Annotated in this window: 8 protein-coding genes; 7 read left to right on the forward strand and 1 reads right to left on the reverse strand. The window is 55.1% G+C overall.

What is annotated here, in order from left to right; all coding sequences use genetic code 11:
• The first annotated feature begins 161 nt into the window (after positions 1-161).
• Together BN2694_RS11735 and BN2694_RS11740 are read left to right on the forward strand one after the other, a co-directional pair.
• Positions 162-1,889 (forward strand): hypothetical protein, encoded by a 1,728-nt coding sequence (locus tag BN2694_RS11735; RefSeq protein ID WP_135665712.1) that lies wholly within the window; start codon positions 162-164, stop codon positions 1,887-1,889.
• Positions 1,886-4,879 carry an AAA family ATPase gene (locus BN2694_RS11740; protein ID WP_135665714.1) on the forward strand — a complete coding sequence of 998 codons (2,994 nt, stop codon included), beginning with the start codon at positions 1,886-1,888 and terminating at the stop codon, positions 4,877-4,879. The genes BN2694_RS11735 and BN2694_RS11740 overlap by 4 nt, the downstream gene beginning before the upstream one ends.
• On the opposite strand, the gene BN2694_RS11745 is transcribed toward BN2694_RS11740, so the two are convergent.
• Positions 4,854-5,426, reverse strand: coding sequence for a hypothetical protein (locus tag BN2694_RS11745; RefSeq protein WP_135665716.1), 573 nt, complete (start codon positions 5,424-5,426; stop codon positions 4,854-4,856). The two genes, BN2694_RS11740 and BN2694_RS11745, sit on opposite strands and share 26 nt — an antisense overlap.
• Positions 5,427-5,645: 219 nt before the next feature.
• Here BN2694_RS11745 and BN2694_RS17955 point away from each other — a divergent pair, with 219 nt between their 5' ends.
• The 5 genes from BN2694_RS17955 to BN2694_RS11765 are packed head-to-tail and all read left to right on the forward strand — an operon-like array spanning position 5,646 to position 16,186.
• Complete coding sequence (locus BN2694_RS17955) at positions 5,646-5,780, forward strand: hypothetical protein (RefSeq protein WP_280176682.1); 135 nt, start codon at positions 5,646-5,648, stop codon at positions 5,778-5,780.
• The gene (locus BN2694_RS11750; protein ID WP_135665718.1) at positions 5,777-9,067 is read left to right on the forward strand and encodes an ATP-binding protein; all 3,291 of its coding nucleotides are present in this window, start codon (positions 5,777-5,779) and stop codon (positions 9,065-9,067) included. Before BN2694_RS17955 ends, BN2694_RS11750 begins: the two co-directional genes overlap by 4 nt.
• Complete coding sequence (locus BN2694_RS11755; protein ID WP_135665721.1) at positions 9,064-9,681, forward strand: DUF7680 family protein; 618 nt, start codon at positions 9,064-9,066, stop codon at positions 9,679-9,681. The genes BN2694_RS11750 and BN2694_RS11755 overlap by 4 nt, the downstream gene beginning before the upstream one ends.
• Positions 9,682-9,689: 8 nt before the next feature.
• Complete coding sequence (locus tag BN2694_RS11760) at positions 9,690-12,548, forward strand: DUF1156 domain-containing protein (RefSeq protein ID WP_135665723.1); 2,859 nt, start codon at positions 9,690-9,692, stop codon at positions 12,546-12,548.
• The gene (locus tag BN2694_RS11765; protein WP_135665725.1) at positions 12,548-16,186 is read left to right on the forward strand and encodes a DEAD/DEAH box helicase; all 3,639 of its coding nucleotides are present in this window, start codon (positions 12,548-12,550) and stop codon (positions 16,184-16,186) included. Before BN2694_RS11760 ends, BN2694_RS11765 begins: the two co-directional genes overlap by 1 nt.
• Positions 16,187-16,307 lie beyond the last annotated feature (121 nt).

Genomic DNA, 16,307 nt, shown 5'->3' on the forward strand with positions numbered 1-16,307 from the left:
CACTTTTAGCGAGACAATTCATGAAAGCGTGGCGGCATCCGCGGTGATACGAGAGGAGGGACAGTACTCGGAAGCAGTCATCTTTCAAGGCTGGCGGAGACAACGATCCGGCAACGGTTGTACGGACTTTTTAAGTTCGCCGGTTCCAAATCCACCGTTGAATGCCGGACGGCGAGAAAATTTATTCGGTCGACAGGGTTGCCGGGGGATTCCGGAGGAGTGGGTATTCGATATTTGAGGACAACCGCGAGAAAGACATTGTGCTGTGGCAGCCCGGGACAGTCGTCGAAAACATCCGGTCGCTACCCAGACCAAAGGGGGCAAAACAGAGGGCGGAGTCGTTCCTAAGTCTGGCTGGCGACTCCGACCTCGCGGTTGCCCCCGAGTGGAGTTACAGCGTGGAGTGGGTGTGCGAGCACGACGAACTGTTCGCCGACGAGAGCCCATTGTTCGTCCTCGGCTGTCGCCCGGTGGAGATCGAAACGATGCAAGAGACAGTTACGGACCTCCGCGAAGACTTCCGCGTGATCGGGGAAGACGTCCCAAACGACCACAACAAAGAATTCGTCACCCCGACAATCGTCCCGCTGCGAGCGGACGCACTGGCCGACATCGACAAGCCGACAGTCGTGATCCAATATAAGACCCACCCGATGAGTGAGGGGGCGAACCCGAACGAAGCCGACAACCTCGCGACGGGCGACCAGATACACCATATCGGGCCATCAAGCGGAACCGGAATCGTCGTCTGGACTTGTTCGGACCTACTGGACGAGGACCTCCAGGATCAAGTTGTCACCTACGCCCGGAGAGGGAACGTCGTCGTTCACCCACAGTGTAACCCGAAGCCGTTTCACTCCGAGTGGACTGACTTCCGCTCACGCATCTTCAGTAATAGGAATGACGTGACGTACGTTTGTGCCAACTGGGGTGCTATCCCTGGAGTGAGCGGAGAGGATGTACTGTGGGGGTACTCTGGCGTGTACACGAAGGCGAGAAAATGGTCATCCCTCGAGAACTACAACAGTACATACAACAACAGTGGCCTACAGGGTGTGAGCCCGTCTTATTGCGCTGAGTACGTCTGGACACTGGTCGACGACGGGGTGAGTAGACTGCGTGTGCGACGCAAGGGGAATGGTCCCGCCCCGGCACAGGGACTTAGACCGGAACCACAGATCCTAAGTACACGTGTCTGGGGCGATTCCACGTATGACAAATCGCCGGAAGGGATAAACGAATGCGGATGTGGGGTTTGCGATGACTGCGACTGCCAAATGTGCTCAAACTGCAGGCGTGTGGAAAGGCAGAGTCGACTTCCCGACAAGCCTCGTGACGCGGAGCTAGTCACTGCGGTCACACTTTGGCGCCTCGAAGTAGACGAGATGGACGGTCTCGATACAAGATGGGACGTGCCGCTGGCGGCACTCAAGAATCTCCGGGGGAACAGAGATGAGGAACTGGGGCACTCGTTCGCGGTTCACGAACACCGCCGCGGCAACAGTGTGGAAAAGAACTCGAAACGACTCATTGAGACGTTCCAAGCAGCCAGCAACGGATATGATCGTTCCATTGATCCAGCAGACCAATGTGGACCATTAGATATCCCGATTAATGCCACCGACAACGGTGAACGTGGCGTCGATATTTCGCTCTCGCGACTTGACGATCCGACAGCTGGGGCACGCCGACAACGTCTCACTGACATCGCTAAGTTAAGAATTAGTCAAGAGAAGAGGAGTTTCAAACCGCTTGTTTTGATGGTATCGGCCACTGAAACTCAACTGAAAGGAATAGACGGACTAGAGGACGTGACAAATGGCAAAGTTGAACCAGAAGACGTCACTGCGAATGGTTCGCAGGTCGAATTTGTAGAGGTGAATCGATGACCGATGTCCCTGCGGAGCTGGGAGAGATTGGAGAAGTAACCCCAGTCCACCCAACGAAAGACAGCGATGGCGAGCCAAAACGTGCTGAGAGCACGGACTCGCTGTACCGGATAGAACGGACTCGCGAAAAGGGGTTCGATGATGAGGTGTTTTTCGTCCGGCTGCTGGGGAGTAGCGATCACGACTGGGAGGCGCTACTGGAGACCGACACCCGACAGCTCGAACTGGAGTTCTACGACGACGACACGCCGAACCAGTGGAATATTCAGCTATTTTGGGCTTACGAAGACGAGAGTGAGCCAGACGACAAGATTCGTCGCGAACTCGAAAAAGAGACGAAGTTCGCAATCCGGCGGTGTGTTCCTCGCGAGTCGCTAGGGCAGTTCCTCCGCCCGTTGGAACGCAGCCGCAAGACGCTGTCCGAAGTAAATGCCGAGTTCGGGCGCGACACGCTTGTCGAGCGGGTAACAGGTAACGGTTTGGGATTCCTGTTCGATCAGAGTAGCAACCGCGACCAGAAGTTAAACCGACTACTGGAGATAGATGTAGATGATTCCGGTGGCGCTCGCGGCCGGTCGTCGCCGACGACCAATGACCGCCCACCAGCCGTCGAAACTGTCGAACTAGGAGACTTCCGAAAGGGCGCATCCAGAAGGCACCTCGACACGTCACAGTTCACACTCCTGTACGGCCGTAACGGGACCGGAAAGACGAGTATCCTCGACGGGATCACGATGGGACTCGTCGGCCAGACCCGACGTGACGACGACCGTGTCTACTCCTACGACGGTCTGGGTGTCACACTGGAGGGCGATGACGAACCGCTGCCTACGGACTCGAAGTCGATCAACGACAGAATTGCCGACTGGTTCGGATTCCGGCCGCAGGGGCGAGCGAGACGGCACGTCGAGTTCTACCGGGTCAACTACCACGAGGCCGGCGAGACGACACGACTGCTTGAACCATCGACCGACTTGGAGATCGAGCGGGTATTCAAGAACTTTCTCTACGGCGAAGACCTCGCGTACGCCACGAAAGAGAAGGACAAACTTCTAGACCTGCTTGATGGAAAGGTCAAAGATGCAAAAGAGAATATCGAGAAGTTCAAATCGGATCGAGAGGAGCTCATAGATCGACGAAACAAGGTGAAAGAAGCACTCTCAACGCTCGGAAGCGCCCGACGTGACCTTTCGCCGGCTGCATCTGCGCTCGTGGAGAACGACGATTCGAGAGACGGAGAAGAATGGAAAGACGAGGAGCCGCCACATGAACAGATCTCACGGTGGCGAGACTGGATGCGACGGTTCGGACGACTTGAGATGGCACTTGACGCCACGATATCAGACTTGACCTGGGAAACTGCCCGCGACCTGCGGTCGGAGCTTCACAACGAGATTGACATCCTTGAGCAGGGCAAGAGAGACCTCAAGGATCTTCGGGAGCTGAAAGACGAACATCGCCGGGTCTTCGAAGTTTCGAAACACGTCAGGTCTGAAACGATGACAGAACTGCCGTTCTCGACGTTCTTCACGGGACTCCTCTTCGTCGCCAACGGAATCGGGCGCCAAGACGTACGTCGACTCGTCCGGGGAATCGGGGAAGCAAATCTCAAGGTCGACGAGATCGAGTCGGTACAGTCTGCCGAGTCTTGGTACGCGGCTGTCGAAGCGGCATTGCGCGAACGACACGAAGACTTAGAGGAGACTCGAAACCGACTGGCTGAACTCGGTGATCTGGAGGAACGTCGGCAAGAACTCCGTGAACAGATCCGTTCGGATACGGAAGAGTACCTCAAGATCACCAACGACGAAGACGTTCAACACTGCCCAGCCTGTTACGTCGAACAGTCTGCCGAGGACATCCGGACACGCAAGGAGCCCGAGCACACACACGACGCGGGCGGCGTTCCGGAGAATCTCATCGAGTCGCTAGAGAATATTGAGCAGGCACTGGAGGTAATCGAGAATTCCGACCTGAGGGCTATCGACGATGACATTCGTCGGTATGACGACAACCTGTGTGGCCTCGACGACATTTCGCAGCTGTTCGGTCTCGTGGCGGACGGTAAGGAGGAGTTTCTGTCCTCCGATGTGACTCTTGAGATGGTGGCGGGGGTCGCCAGGCTAGGACAGAGTCAGACTGTTCACAATCGGTCAGCCGATGCAGTGCTATCGACGATGATGGAGAAGATCGAGGGCGACATCGAAGAGCAGACCTCAAAGATATGTGAATTCGATCCCAGCACAGAGGTATGGCGACAAATCGACGACTACGAGGACCGACTGTCAGCCGTTCAGCGGGGACTCGACGTACTAGATGATCAGTGGCCGGAAGAGCTGCTCGACACCAGTCTCGCGGTCGATTCCGACCGTCGGATGCTCAAGTTCGCAGTTGAAGAGGCAGCGGATGGGGCCGTGTCGAAGCCTGCCTCGAAGTTGTCGACCGAAATCGACACAAAGACGGACGAGATCGACCGTCTGAAAGATCATATAGAGCAGCTGGAAGAGGCCCGCGATCACCTCAGAGGGACGTTCGAAGGTGTTGAGGAAAGTCTCGACGAGGTGCTCGGAGAGTACACAGAGATTGTCACGACACTGTTCAAAGTGTTCCAGCGACCCTACGAGTTCAAGCGCGTAGAACTTACCGACGACAACGAGGAACTCCAAGTCATCCGGCGAGAAGGTGAGAAAGTGGCAGGAATCGATGAAATGAGTTCCGGCCAGCGGACGGCGCTCGTGCTGGCAATCTTCGTCACGAATAATCTCGCTCACGACTCTGCGCCACCGCTGATGCTACTAGACGAGCCGTTCGCGCACTTAGACGAACTCAATACGCTGTCATTTTTCAATCTCGTGATTGAGCTTGCGGTCCGAGGAGACCGACAGATCATATTCTCTACCGCGAACGACAATCTCGCCTCGCTTCTAGAGCGCAAGGTTGGCGAGACCGAGTCTTTCAAGCGGATCAATCTGGAGAGCCGTCCGAGTTAGGTGTGGAGCCTCGCTGATAGCCAGCAGATTGCAGAAATTCACGAATATGCTCAACCCCCTGCTTCCCCTCAGAAGAGCTCGCGCCGAGTAGTTCTTCAACCACCTGCTCTCCATCCTCGCAGAGAGTGATTGATTCGCTGAAGAGAGTATCCTCAAGGGGATGTCGTCGCTCATCGACAAGGATCGGCTGCCGACCACCTTGGTACTGGTATCGATAGAGGGTGATCGTACGGACGGTATCATCGTCGACGAAGAAGCGTGTTTGTTCACGTTTGCTGGCGACTGCGAGCTTCCCGCTTTCGAGATCTTTAGCGAACTCTTCATAGTTGTGGAACTCAGCAGGAACCGGTCCATCGATGACGTGGGTGATAATACCCGGCCAAGTGAAACCGTAGACACGTTCAAAGAAGTTGACAGCATTGTCGTCGGGAGGATCAAACATCAGGAGAAGATCACCAAGCTGGAGTTCAGTACCGTCTACGCTGATATGCGACGAATAGGGATATGCTTCGCCGTCGTCAAGGACTTCAATGTCCGGCTTCGGCATACTGTTCGTGTCTAAACGAAGCTACATAGAGCTGGCTAAAAGGCACATAAATTAGAGATGGGACGATACAGAGGGACAATACTACCGTTTATTCATAGGATGGTCATGGAAAAGTCATTTTAACATACCAAATCACTAAGTCAACTGTCTGTATACATCGTGATAAGCTACTGTGCGCGAAGCCCAGTGGACCGGACATTTCGTGATACAATTATGCCGATGATACGGGTACAGGACTGGACGAAAGAACAGCTAGAGGAGATCAAGGACGAAGAAGACCACACGTCCCTCGATTCAGTAATCAAGACGCTCCTTAAAGAACGCGCCAACGAAACCACATTTACCAACGAATGAGCGATACGCCCACAACCACTGGCACGACGAATCGGACGCCGAGTATTTTCGACACCTGTGAACCTCGTCAGGACGTTCTCACCGGAGAACTTGCCGAGGACCAATTCGCAGCCAGTCTCGCGGACGTCGCCCACAGCGACGACGCTCCTGATGTCTACGCTGACCCTCGGCTCTTCTTCGAGAAAACCTACCCCACTAGCGGTCTACAGGAGCTTCTCACACGTCTCGCAACCCGTTTCATCGGCGCGCATAACGACGACTATACCGGCACCAACGGGATTCTCCGGCTCGATACCAGCTTCGGCGGCGGGAAAACCCACAACCAAATCGCCGCATATCACCTCGCAGAATCGCCGAGTGCCGTCCCCGATCTGTCTGACTTCATCCTCGACCAGGACATCGCTGACGAGTATACTGACGCCGCTGCACTCGGTCTCGACGTCAACTCGGCTGTCTTTGTGGGTACACACGTCGACGCCGAGGACGCCCGCTCGAACTACGACGACCCTGACGCCCCTGCGACGAAGACGATGTGGGGCGAAATGGCGTACCAGCTTTTCGGACGGGAAGGCTACGAGTTCCTGCGCGAAAACGACGAGAACCGAACGCCCCCGGGAACTACCAAACTCGAGCGTCTCTTCGAGCGGAACGACAATCCGTCGCTCATCCTTATCGACGAGATCGCCGCATATCTCGAGCAAGCTGCCGCTGTCGAAATCGGAGATTCGACTCTCGCAAAGCAGACGAATACCTTCCTGATGTCGCTGCTGTCCGCGACACAGAACAACGACAAGGTTACTGTTGTCCTCAGTATCGCGGATACCGCCTTCGCCGACCAAGCCGAAGACGTCCGCGGTCTCGTCTCCGAGACCATCTCTGAGTTCAACAGTATCAGCGACCGTGTCGAGAGCTCCATCACACCGACGGAGGACAACGAAATTGCAGCTGTCCTACGACACCGCTTGTTCGAGAGGGTCGCAGAAGATGGGCGCGATGCGACCGTAGATGCCTATATGTCCCTCTATACGGGTGATCGTGACTCCTTCCCCGATAGTGCGACAAACCCGGAGCATCGAGACCGCCTCGAAGACAGCTATCCGATTCATCCGACGGTCATCGATACACTCACAGAGGAACTGGATTCCCTCCCGTCGTTCCAGCGCACTCGTGGCGCGCTTAAACTCCTCTCTCGCGCCGTCTATCGCCTCTGGCAGCACCAGAGCGACTACCAAGAACGTCACTTCGTCCGTCTATTTGATATGCATCCCTCCGATGGGGACGTTCGTTCGACCCTTCTCCGACTATTCTCGTCGGTTGACATGGACTTCGAGGCCGCAATCAAAGCCGACATCTTCTCGGAAGATGGCACGGCAAACGCAGAGGAAGAGGACCGGAATTGGGTCAAGAACGGACACCCCCCACTCGGAACACATCTGACGACGGCAATCCTCTGGAAAAGCATCGTAAAGGGGGCCGACGGTCGCGGCACTACACGCCGGCCTCTTCGGCACGCGATTGCCAACACCGAGGTCGAGTTGGCGCACTACGACGATGCGCTGAATAACCTTCTTGGAGAGGGGCGCCGGTCTGCGTGTTTCTACCTGCACGGAGACAGCGGTGAGAAAATACAGTTCAAGTCAGAGCCGAACCTCACGAAACTCATCGATTCCGTCGTCGAACAGCTGCAAGACGGGCTCGCTCGCCGGCATCTCGAAGAAGCCCTCGACGAAGCGCTCGGTCAGGGTAGTCTGAGCGTGATTGTCGGTCCGGAGGAGCCGCACGAGATTCCGGATACAGCCGACGAAGCGCATCTGTGCGTGATGGACTTCGATACGGTCACCATCACGGACTACGAGACCGTCCCTGAGGCAATCCAAACGCTGTTCAAGAATACAGCATCGTCGAGCGGAGGGCAGAAGACGCCACGGGTGTTCAAGAACAACGTCGTCTTCCTCGCAGCGAGCGCGAACGACGTGACTGACGCAAAGCGGACCGCAGAGCGCGTTGCCGCCATCAAACACATCCAGAATAATCTCGACGACCAGTACGAACTCAACACTGAACAGCAAGACAAGCTCGAAGAGCGTCTCCATAGCGCAAAGGGCACGCTCGATCAGGACATCAAAAAGGCGTATACGCATCTTTACTTCCCGACCGAAAGTGGACTCGGCCATCGGAATGTTACCACCGACAGCACCATCCATCAGAGTGTCATCGAGAAGCTCGATGAAGCAGGTGCGATCATCCCCGAAGGAGAGGACGCCTACGGTGTTGATTGGTTTGAGGCGACGATCTGGAACGTCGGTTCGGCCTCAATGACGACGCGAGCGATAGAAGAACAGTTCGGGAAGCGTCAGGATGCAGAGATTCTCCTGTCACCGATTCCCCTGCGAAAGACGATCGCCCAGCTCGTCCGTGAAGACGGGTACGCATACTGGGACGAGGAACAGAAGACCGGCTATTACACGCCTGAGACGACACTCACGTCGACCGATCACGAACTCGACGACGCGAAGAATCTGCACGCGGGCCTCAGCTATCAGGACGTGAAACTCTCTCAGTCGCACACACTCTATACCTCGCTCGATGAGCTGGTCGACGACGTCGGGAGTGAGATCGACTGGGAGGAACCCGACGAAGACGAAGAGCAAGAGGACGAGACTACTGACGACGATGATGAGCCCACTGGCGGGGGTGGGGGCATTTCAGGTGGTGATGACGAGCCTGAACCGTTCAGTAAACTCATCGAAGTTCGCACCTCCGAGCCTGCACACGTCTCCCGAGCCCTTCAGGAAATGCGGGCTGACATCGCAGACGAACTTACCAGCGCTCGTGAGGAATACGGCGGACACCCTGACGAACTGACGCCTATCGTCGAATGCGTCTGGATTCATCTGGACGGGGCTGATGCGTGGAAAGGTACGTGGTTCACTGCGAACAAGCTCAGCAACTCAGATGATTTCGCAGACGACACCACAATGGACTTCGATTATGAAGCCAACGACGGTGCTGAATCGAAATCGGAGTTCGAAGTCGATTTCGAAGGCAGCCCGGACGTCTTCGCGAACCATCTCCGGTTCAATATGGAGCCAGAGGACCTCGCGAATCCGGATGGTGGTCGTACCGCAGAGGCCGAGTTTGCCATCGACTTCAAAAGGGATGACGACCGAATTTATGGGGAAATGTTCGATGCGCTCGACGAACTCCTCGCTGTCGACAACGCGTTCACCGTCACGATGCACACCCAGATCCGTGTGATCGAATCCAGCGAGGTCACCAAAGTATGAGCCAGGGGATCGCTGAGGGGAATTCGTTCGCCTTTACCACTGGCGCGTACGGGAATCGACCGACGTTCGTGTTGACGCGTGATCGAGTCGATGACCAGCACGAAATCACGCTCTACGAGCTGGCGCCCCGTGATATCGCAACGGCTCGGCGAGAACGGTTCGAGAGAACCCAAAAAGCAGTAAGCGTCCCAGTACACGAACTGGAAGAAGCCATTATCGGCGACCGTTCTCCGTCCGAGCTCCCCGGGGCAGATGACGCGGCATACGACTGGGATGACTGGTGTGCGATTCGTATCGCGACGTTACGCGGTGGGGCGTTCAACGAGGTGAGCTTCCTCATCGAATCCACCTTCCGGGAGCTAAGTCTTGATCCTGAAACCGTCTGTACAGGAGAGCCAGCAAGCGTGAGTCTCCCCGAAGCTGCCGGTGTTCGGCTTTCGATCGCGTTCCGAGCGATGAAGCCGATGCGACGCCGGGATCGTCTCCGTGAAGTCGCAAAGGGAATCGATCAGATGAGCCTGGGCGAATGCTACTACTGGCACGCCAAGGCTCGCTCGCCGTCCTCACCCAACGGTACGAAAGCACTTCGCGTCCTACTTGCCGACCACATCTAAAGTTACCAATGTCTGAGAAATCATTCCTAGACGAAGCAGAGGTTCCTGAGAACGTTGCAATCGAGTCACAGCTCCCCCTCAATGCAATCGACATTGAGAGTCAGAAAGATATGGAATCCGGGCGCTATCACGCGCTTCGGAGCCTCCACAAATGGTTTGCTGCGCGACCTACACCAGCAGTCAGACTGGCCGTATTGGCTTCTGTCTACCCCGGGGAAATCGACTCTGACGAACTCCTTCGTCTGATGAAAATTGGGCCGAAGGAGATGGACACCGGTATTGCGGACTACGTCGAAGAGAAATTCACCGAAAAGAAGGGAAACGGCACTCTCGACGACCATTACGATTATCCGAACCCCAATACCCAATCTCCGACAGAGGCTGAAATCAAGAATCTCCAGTCGAAGCTTCGAGAAGCGTGGGGTGGAGAACTACCAACAATTCTTGATCCGACCACAGGTCGAGGGATTATTCCATTTGAAGCGATTCGGTACGGAATTCCGGCGAAAGCGAACGAGCTGAACCCAGTTCCATCGCTTATTCTGAAGGCGGGTCTGGAATACGCACCAGAGGTGGGTTCGCTCGATCCAGCCATCCGTGAATGGCGAGACAAGATTCTCGATACTGCCAGAGAGAATATTGAGCCCTACTATCCCACAGAAGATCCGGGTCGCCAAATCCTCAACTCGGCGATGACCTATGTCATACAATGTGAATCCTGTGGGGGAGAGATACCTCTCGTCTCCAAGTGGTGGCTGAATAAAGACTCGGACGGTGGCGATGCGATACTTCCCGTGTACGAAGACGGAGAGGTGCGATACACATACACCCGAGTAGAGGATGCGCCAGACACCTATGACCCAGAAGATGGCCCACTACGAGGGGAGAGCGCTGAATGTCCCCACTGTGACGTTGTTAACGAACAAGAAGATGTACAGGAGAAAATCCATGATGGGGATTTTGAATTCAGTATATACGGAGTGAACTACGAAACATCGACCGGTGAACGAAAGTATCGAGCGGGTAATGAATACGACCAGAAGGGAATGGAAAAGGCCAAGCAACGTGTGGAATCTGATTTTGACCTCCTAACATTCCTCAGCGAACCTGTTGATGTGAGTAGTCGAATAAGTGATCCCAGTAGTTACGGGATGCATGAGTGGCGAGATATTTTCACACCCCGCCAACTCGTTGTTCAGTACGAGTTTCTCCAAGCATTTGAGGAATACAAACCAAAGATAACGGATGAGTATGAAGAACAACGGGCGACTGCAATTCTAACAGTATTATCTCTGGCAGCGAGCCGTGCGATGAACTACAATTCTCGACTAAATCAATGGCGTGATTCTAGGGGATATGGCAGTCATATATTCACAGATAACAATCTAATTATGAAAAAAATGTCTGTTGACAATAACTTATCTGCTCCTCGTAGAGGATACCGCAAACACTCAGAACATGTTATTGATGCGTACGAAAAACTGGTGAACTATCTTCCAGACACAAATTCGGCAGAAGTTGTATCTATGGATGCTGGTCAGTTAACGACTGAATTTGAATCCGGATCTGTTGATGCAGCGATTGTTGATCCTCCGTATTATAGCAGTATTATGTACGCAGAACTCTCAGATGTGTTCTACGTCACCCAGAAAGAGTATCTGGAGGATATCCATCCCGACATTTACAGCTCAAGTCTAACGGACAAAGATAACGAAGCAGTTGCGAACCCTTATCGATTCGAGGAAATCGCAGACGACGAACAATCGAAGGACGATCTTGCCGACCAGCATTACGAGAGTAAGATGGAGGAGATTTTCGCAGAGGTCCAGAAACTCCTCAGTTCCGGTGGGGTGATGACGGTGATGTTCACCCACCGAGAAATGGATGCTTGGGACACTCTCACCTCTGCCCTCATCAGTGCGGGATTCACCATCACGGCGACGCACCCAATCAAGACAGAAATGTCGGATCGGATTGGCGTACAAGGTAAAGCAAGTGCGGATAGCTCCATCTTCCTAGTGGCGCGTAAGCAGGATACGGAGTCACCAGAACGGACACTTTGGGAGGATGTCCAAGATGGGATCCGACAAGCAGCACGTAACCAAGCCGAAGAGATTCTTGATTCTGGATATAACATTTCTAAAACCGACACGGCGATTGCTGCATATGGCCCAACGCTTCAGAAATACGCAGAAGCCTTCCCAGTAGTGAATAAGAAGGGGGAAGAGATTCGCCCCCGAGAAGCTCTTAGTCAGGCGCGGGAAGCAGTGACGGGCGTTCTTGCTGAACGCTTCCTCAAAACTGAGGGGCTTGAGCAACTTGACTCTCTCACACGTTGGTATATCCTCTCTTGGCTAATCTACGAAAACGATACTATCCCCTATGACGAAGCCCGGCAGCTAGGTGTCGCAGCAAACGTTGATATTGACAACATCAAGCGTACGACGAAAATCTGGGGAAAGAGTCAGAAAGATATCGTCCTGAAGGACCATACCGACCGAGTGCAGGATATCGTCTTGCTGAAGAGCGATAGCGCCGATAACCCCTCTTCTCGCAAGTACCCCGTAGATCCGACTGATACGAGGTTTACCTACACAATTGACACGGTCCACGGAGCGATCCATGTATACGAGCGTGAAGGCCCTCGATCTGCCTGGGAGTGGCTTTCCGACAGGGATCTCAAGTCGAATCAAGAGTTCGAAGCCACGGTTACGGCCCTTTTGGAGGTCCTCCCGACCGATTCGGATATGCGAGAAGTCCTGGTGAACCTTGTCTCCGGTGAAACCGGGGATTATCTGGACATCAATCTTGACCACATCGATATGTCCGGCGAAGACAGGCAAACCGAACTCGGTGATCACCAGTAATGTCGCTACAGGACGTCTCCTGGGAGCCGGTGTACGAGAGCGAGTTCCGGACCAACCGGACGCTCATGGAGACGTTCTACCGGCCATTCCTCAACAGGGTCATCCGCTACGATCGACTCGCCGGCTATCTCAGTCTTCGGAGTCTCGCACACGCTCTCGAAGGGATTGACTCTGTCCTCGAAACTGATGGAACAGTGCGTGTCATCGCTGGAGCCGACCTCCAGAAGCGCGAGAAGGGAGCGATGTTCCCTGACGCAGATGAACCCCTCGAACCCTGGGTTGAGTCCCAACTCACCATCATCGCGACTCTCCTCGACCGCGGCGACCTCCAGATCAAGGTCGGCGATCCCAAAGGCGGTGACGGACTCTTTCACCCGAAGCTCGGGATCGGTGTCGATCGCGAGGGCAACAAGATCAGCTTCGAAGGGAGCATCAACGAGACGCTCAGCGCGTGGCAGTACAACTACGAACGCTTCAAAGTCCATCGCTCCTGGACCCGCGGCGAAGCGAAGTACGTCGAGGAAGACGTCTCGACGTTCAACGCACTCTGGAACGGCTTCCACCCCTCTGTTGATGTCTTCGAACTCGATGAAGCTGCACGCCAGGACCTCATCGACTGGAAGGACACCGATGGAACGCTCGAGGAACACGTCGAACGCGTCAAGAATCACAATCCCCAGACGACGGTACCCGAAGACGATACCGCCGGCGTCGTCTCGATTGCCGGACGAACACCGGGAGGAATCCACCTCGCAGAGGAGATCAGCACTGTCACACCCTGGCCCCACCAGCGAACGATCTCCGATACCGCAGTCAGTGTCTACCCGAATAACCTCCTGTTTTGTGACGAGGTAGGGCTCGGCAAAACCATCGAGGCAGGCCTGACACTCTCACGCCTGATGCAGGTCGGGGAAGTTGAGCAAGCGCTGTTTCTTGTTCCCGCAGGGTTAGTCCAGCAGTGGCAGGGCGAACTCCTCGACCGTTTCAATATCCACGCATACTATCACGAACGGTCCTACGATGGCGATTACATGATCGGCCCTCTCGGAGACGCAGAGAATCACCGCATCCCCACATCTGGAGCGGTCGACGCCGACGCGTGGGAGAAGACGCCGATTGGTTCGTTCGTTACGGCGAGGGATGAGCCAACCGTTGTAATCGAGTCGTGGCATACCGCCCGTCGTGAAGGTAACCAAGCACACGTCGCCCCCCGCATCGACGAAAACATGTGGGACCTCACGGTCGTCGACGAGGCTCACAGTGCTCGCGAGGAGACAAAACTCTACGACCTGCTCGGACAGGCGGAAGAGGCCTCCCAGTGTCTCTACGCTCTCACAGCGACGCCCATGCAGCTGAATGTTGGCGAGCTCTACGATCTCCTTCGACTGTGCGATCTCCCAGAGGGGTGGGACGACAAAGATCGATTCGTCGAGTTCTTCGAAACACGGCAAGTACTCGAGGAGAGCCTCAGTACCGTCGGGTCTCGCTATCAAAATGTCACTGATGGACAGCAACAAGTCCTCCAGCAATTTCAGAAAGAGTTAGATCTTGAAAAGGACGAAGGTCGGCCAAGAATCGAACGGTTCGGGAAGCTCATTCACGAGCATCTCACCTCGAATCCGGGCTACGACAAGCAAGCGAAGGCGCTAGTCGAAGCGACGGACACGGAATCGATTCAACAGCGGAAAGCCCTCGAGAAACTTGTCGGTGTGCGCGAAACCTCGCCTCGGTTTGACGATCCGCGCTCGCTCATTTTCGACTGTGGGCCAACGGAGTGGAGCGCACTAGTGGAGGCTTCTCAGTGGGCGACACCGGTTCAGTCCCGGATCTTCCGGAATACTCGGGCGGTCTTGGAGCAGTGTCAGGATCTCGGACTGCTCGACGATACGGTTCCGACTCGGGATGTCGAGACAAAACGTATCGAACTGGGTGACGCAGCCCCGCTGTACGATCAGGTAGAGCAGTATATTGATGAGACGTACAAGCAGTCGCAGAAAGTCCTGACCGGGAAGGAGAAGCTCGCGTTGGGCTTCGTGATGACCACGTATCGTCAGCGGCTGACGAGCAGTCTCCACGCCATCAAGCAGAGCCTCCAGCGCCGGATGGAGAAACTCGACCAAAAGGTGGAGGACATGACCGAAGAGGTCTCCGAGCTTAGTAGGGACGCTGGAGTGACGGAGGCGACCATCGACGAGGCGATCGGCCAAGCATCTCTCGACGCCTATCAGCCGAGTAGTCGTGGCGCGGCTGACGTGATTCAAGCGGAGCGGACGGCCCTCCAAGAGTTCGTGGACGATCTCAGGCAGGCCCACACCGACCCGAAGGTAGCGCAGCTGCGCCGCGACATTCGTTCACTCCGTCAGAGCGCCCGAGATAACATCATCATCTTCACGCAGTATCACGACACCCTCGAGCATATTCGTGAGACCCTGACAGACACGCATCCGAACGTCGGTACGTACAGTGGTGGTGGCGGAATGCAGTACGACGAAACGTCCGGGGAGTGGGTGAACGTCGGTAAAGAGGCGATCAAGCGAGATTTCACTGACGGAGACACCAATATCCTGATCTGTACAGATAGCGCGAGTGAGGGGCTGAACCTCCAGACTGCGGATGCGCTGATCAATTTCGATCTGCCGTGGAATCCGATGCGGGTTGAACAACGCATCGGTCGAATCGACCGTATTGGCCAGAAGAACGAGGTCGTGAAGATCATCAACTACGCCTACAAGGACAGCATCGACGGCGACATCTACGAGGAACTGGAGGGAAGGTTACAGCTGTTCGAGAACGTGGTTGGGCCGATGCGTCCGGTACTGAACAGCATCGAGCAGGACATCAAAGACGCCGTTATGGGTAGTTCCGGGTCGGATGACACCAGAGAGCCCAGTGAGCAAGTCGTCGAAGAAGCAGATTCACGGGCAAAACGTGCCCAGGAGAAAGCCGAGAAGACTGGGCTAGCAGGTGAGCCAGAAGAGGTATCGACGAAAGAGACGATAATCGAGAGTGCCGGACTTGACGGATGGGAACCCTATTGCTATCCTGCATTCGATGAGATCGGGACCGGTGAGCGGTCGTATGAACCGTTGGTGAGCTTGGAGACGATCGAGACACAGCTTACGCAAAGTGAACGCCTCGAGGAGACGGAGTGGTCGTTTACTGCCCTCCGAAACCATGCCCGCGCCGACGACTTTGAAGACATCGTCAACGATGCATACGTTCTAGAACTCCCGGAAGAGGATGCAGTAGCAATGCCAGAATCCCTCGGGGAGACAGCTCAGGCAGAGCTTGGAGGGGGTGGCGGTGTTGTCGTGACGTTCAACCCAGAGATTGCTGAGCAGTTCCCGTCGATTCGGCTACTCCTACCTGGAGATCCACTATTCGAAGCGCTCGTCCGCGAAGCGGCCCCAGCAGAAGTCGATAATGTGGAGTTCGTTTGTGGTCAGCGTGGAGAGAGTGGATCGTCTGTTACCCGGAGTGGTCAGGTCGCCGAAGCCAAACAAGCGACTGTTGTAGAACCAGCTGTAACGAGTGAGAGTGTGAAAAATCTCCTCGGTGGGCCAAGCTCGATTTCAGATATCGACGATGCTGAGCAAACTGTCCTGACCTGGTTATCCCAGCTTCCATCTGCAGAGTAGAAGCACTTTCCATAAGCAGAGGGCTTTCCGGAAGTTCCCGGAAGTGCGAATCTTCCGCAAACAAAACCACAAAACGTCACCGTGATCGAGGTAGCGATGAGGCCATCCAATGGCGCATTTC

It is taken from the genome of Halorhabdus rudnickae, assembly GCF_900880625.1.
GTDB classification, from domain to species: domain Archaea; phylum Halobacteriota; class Halobacteria; order Halobacteriales; family Haloarculaceae; genus Halorhabdus; species Halorhabdus rudnickae.

What these genes read in the sequence shown, in the direction of transcription:
- BN2694_RS11735 (WP_135665712.1), top strand. Translation starts at nt 162, where the DNA reads ATGCCGGACGGCGAGAAAATTTATTCGGTCGACAGGGTTGCCGGGGGA.
- BN2694_RS11740 (WP_135665714.1), top strand. Translation starts at nt 1,886, where the DNA reads ATGACCGATGTCCCTGCGGAGCTGGGAGAGATTGGAGAAGTAACCCCA.
- BN2694_RS11745 (WP_135665716.1), bottom strand. Translation starts at nt 5,426, where the DNA reads ATGCCGAAGCCGGACATTGAAGTCCTTGACGACGGCGAAGCATATCCC.
- BN2694_RS17955 (WP_280176682.1), top strand. Translation starts at nt 5,646, where the DNA reads ATGATACGGGTACAGGACTGGACGAAAGAACAGCTAGAGGAGATCAAG.
- BN2694_RS11750 (WP_135665718.1), top strand. Translation starts at nt 5,777, where the DNA reads ATGAGCGATACGCCCACAACCACTGGCACGACGAATCGGACGCCGAGT.
- BN2694_RS11755 (WP_135665721.1), top strand. Translation starts at nt 9,064, where the DNA reads ATGAGCCAGGGGATCGCTGAGGGGAATTCGTTCGCCTTTACCACTGGC.
- BN2694_RS11760 (WP_135665723.1), top strand. Translation starts at nt 9,690, where the DNA reads ATGTCTGAGAAATCATTCCTAGACGAAGCAGAGGTTCCTGAGAACGTT.
- BN2694_RS11765 (WP_135665725.1), top strand. Translation starts at nt 12,548, where the DNA reads ATGTCGCTACAGGACGTCTCCTGGGAGCCGGTGTACGAGAGCGAGTTC.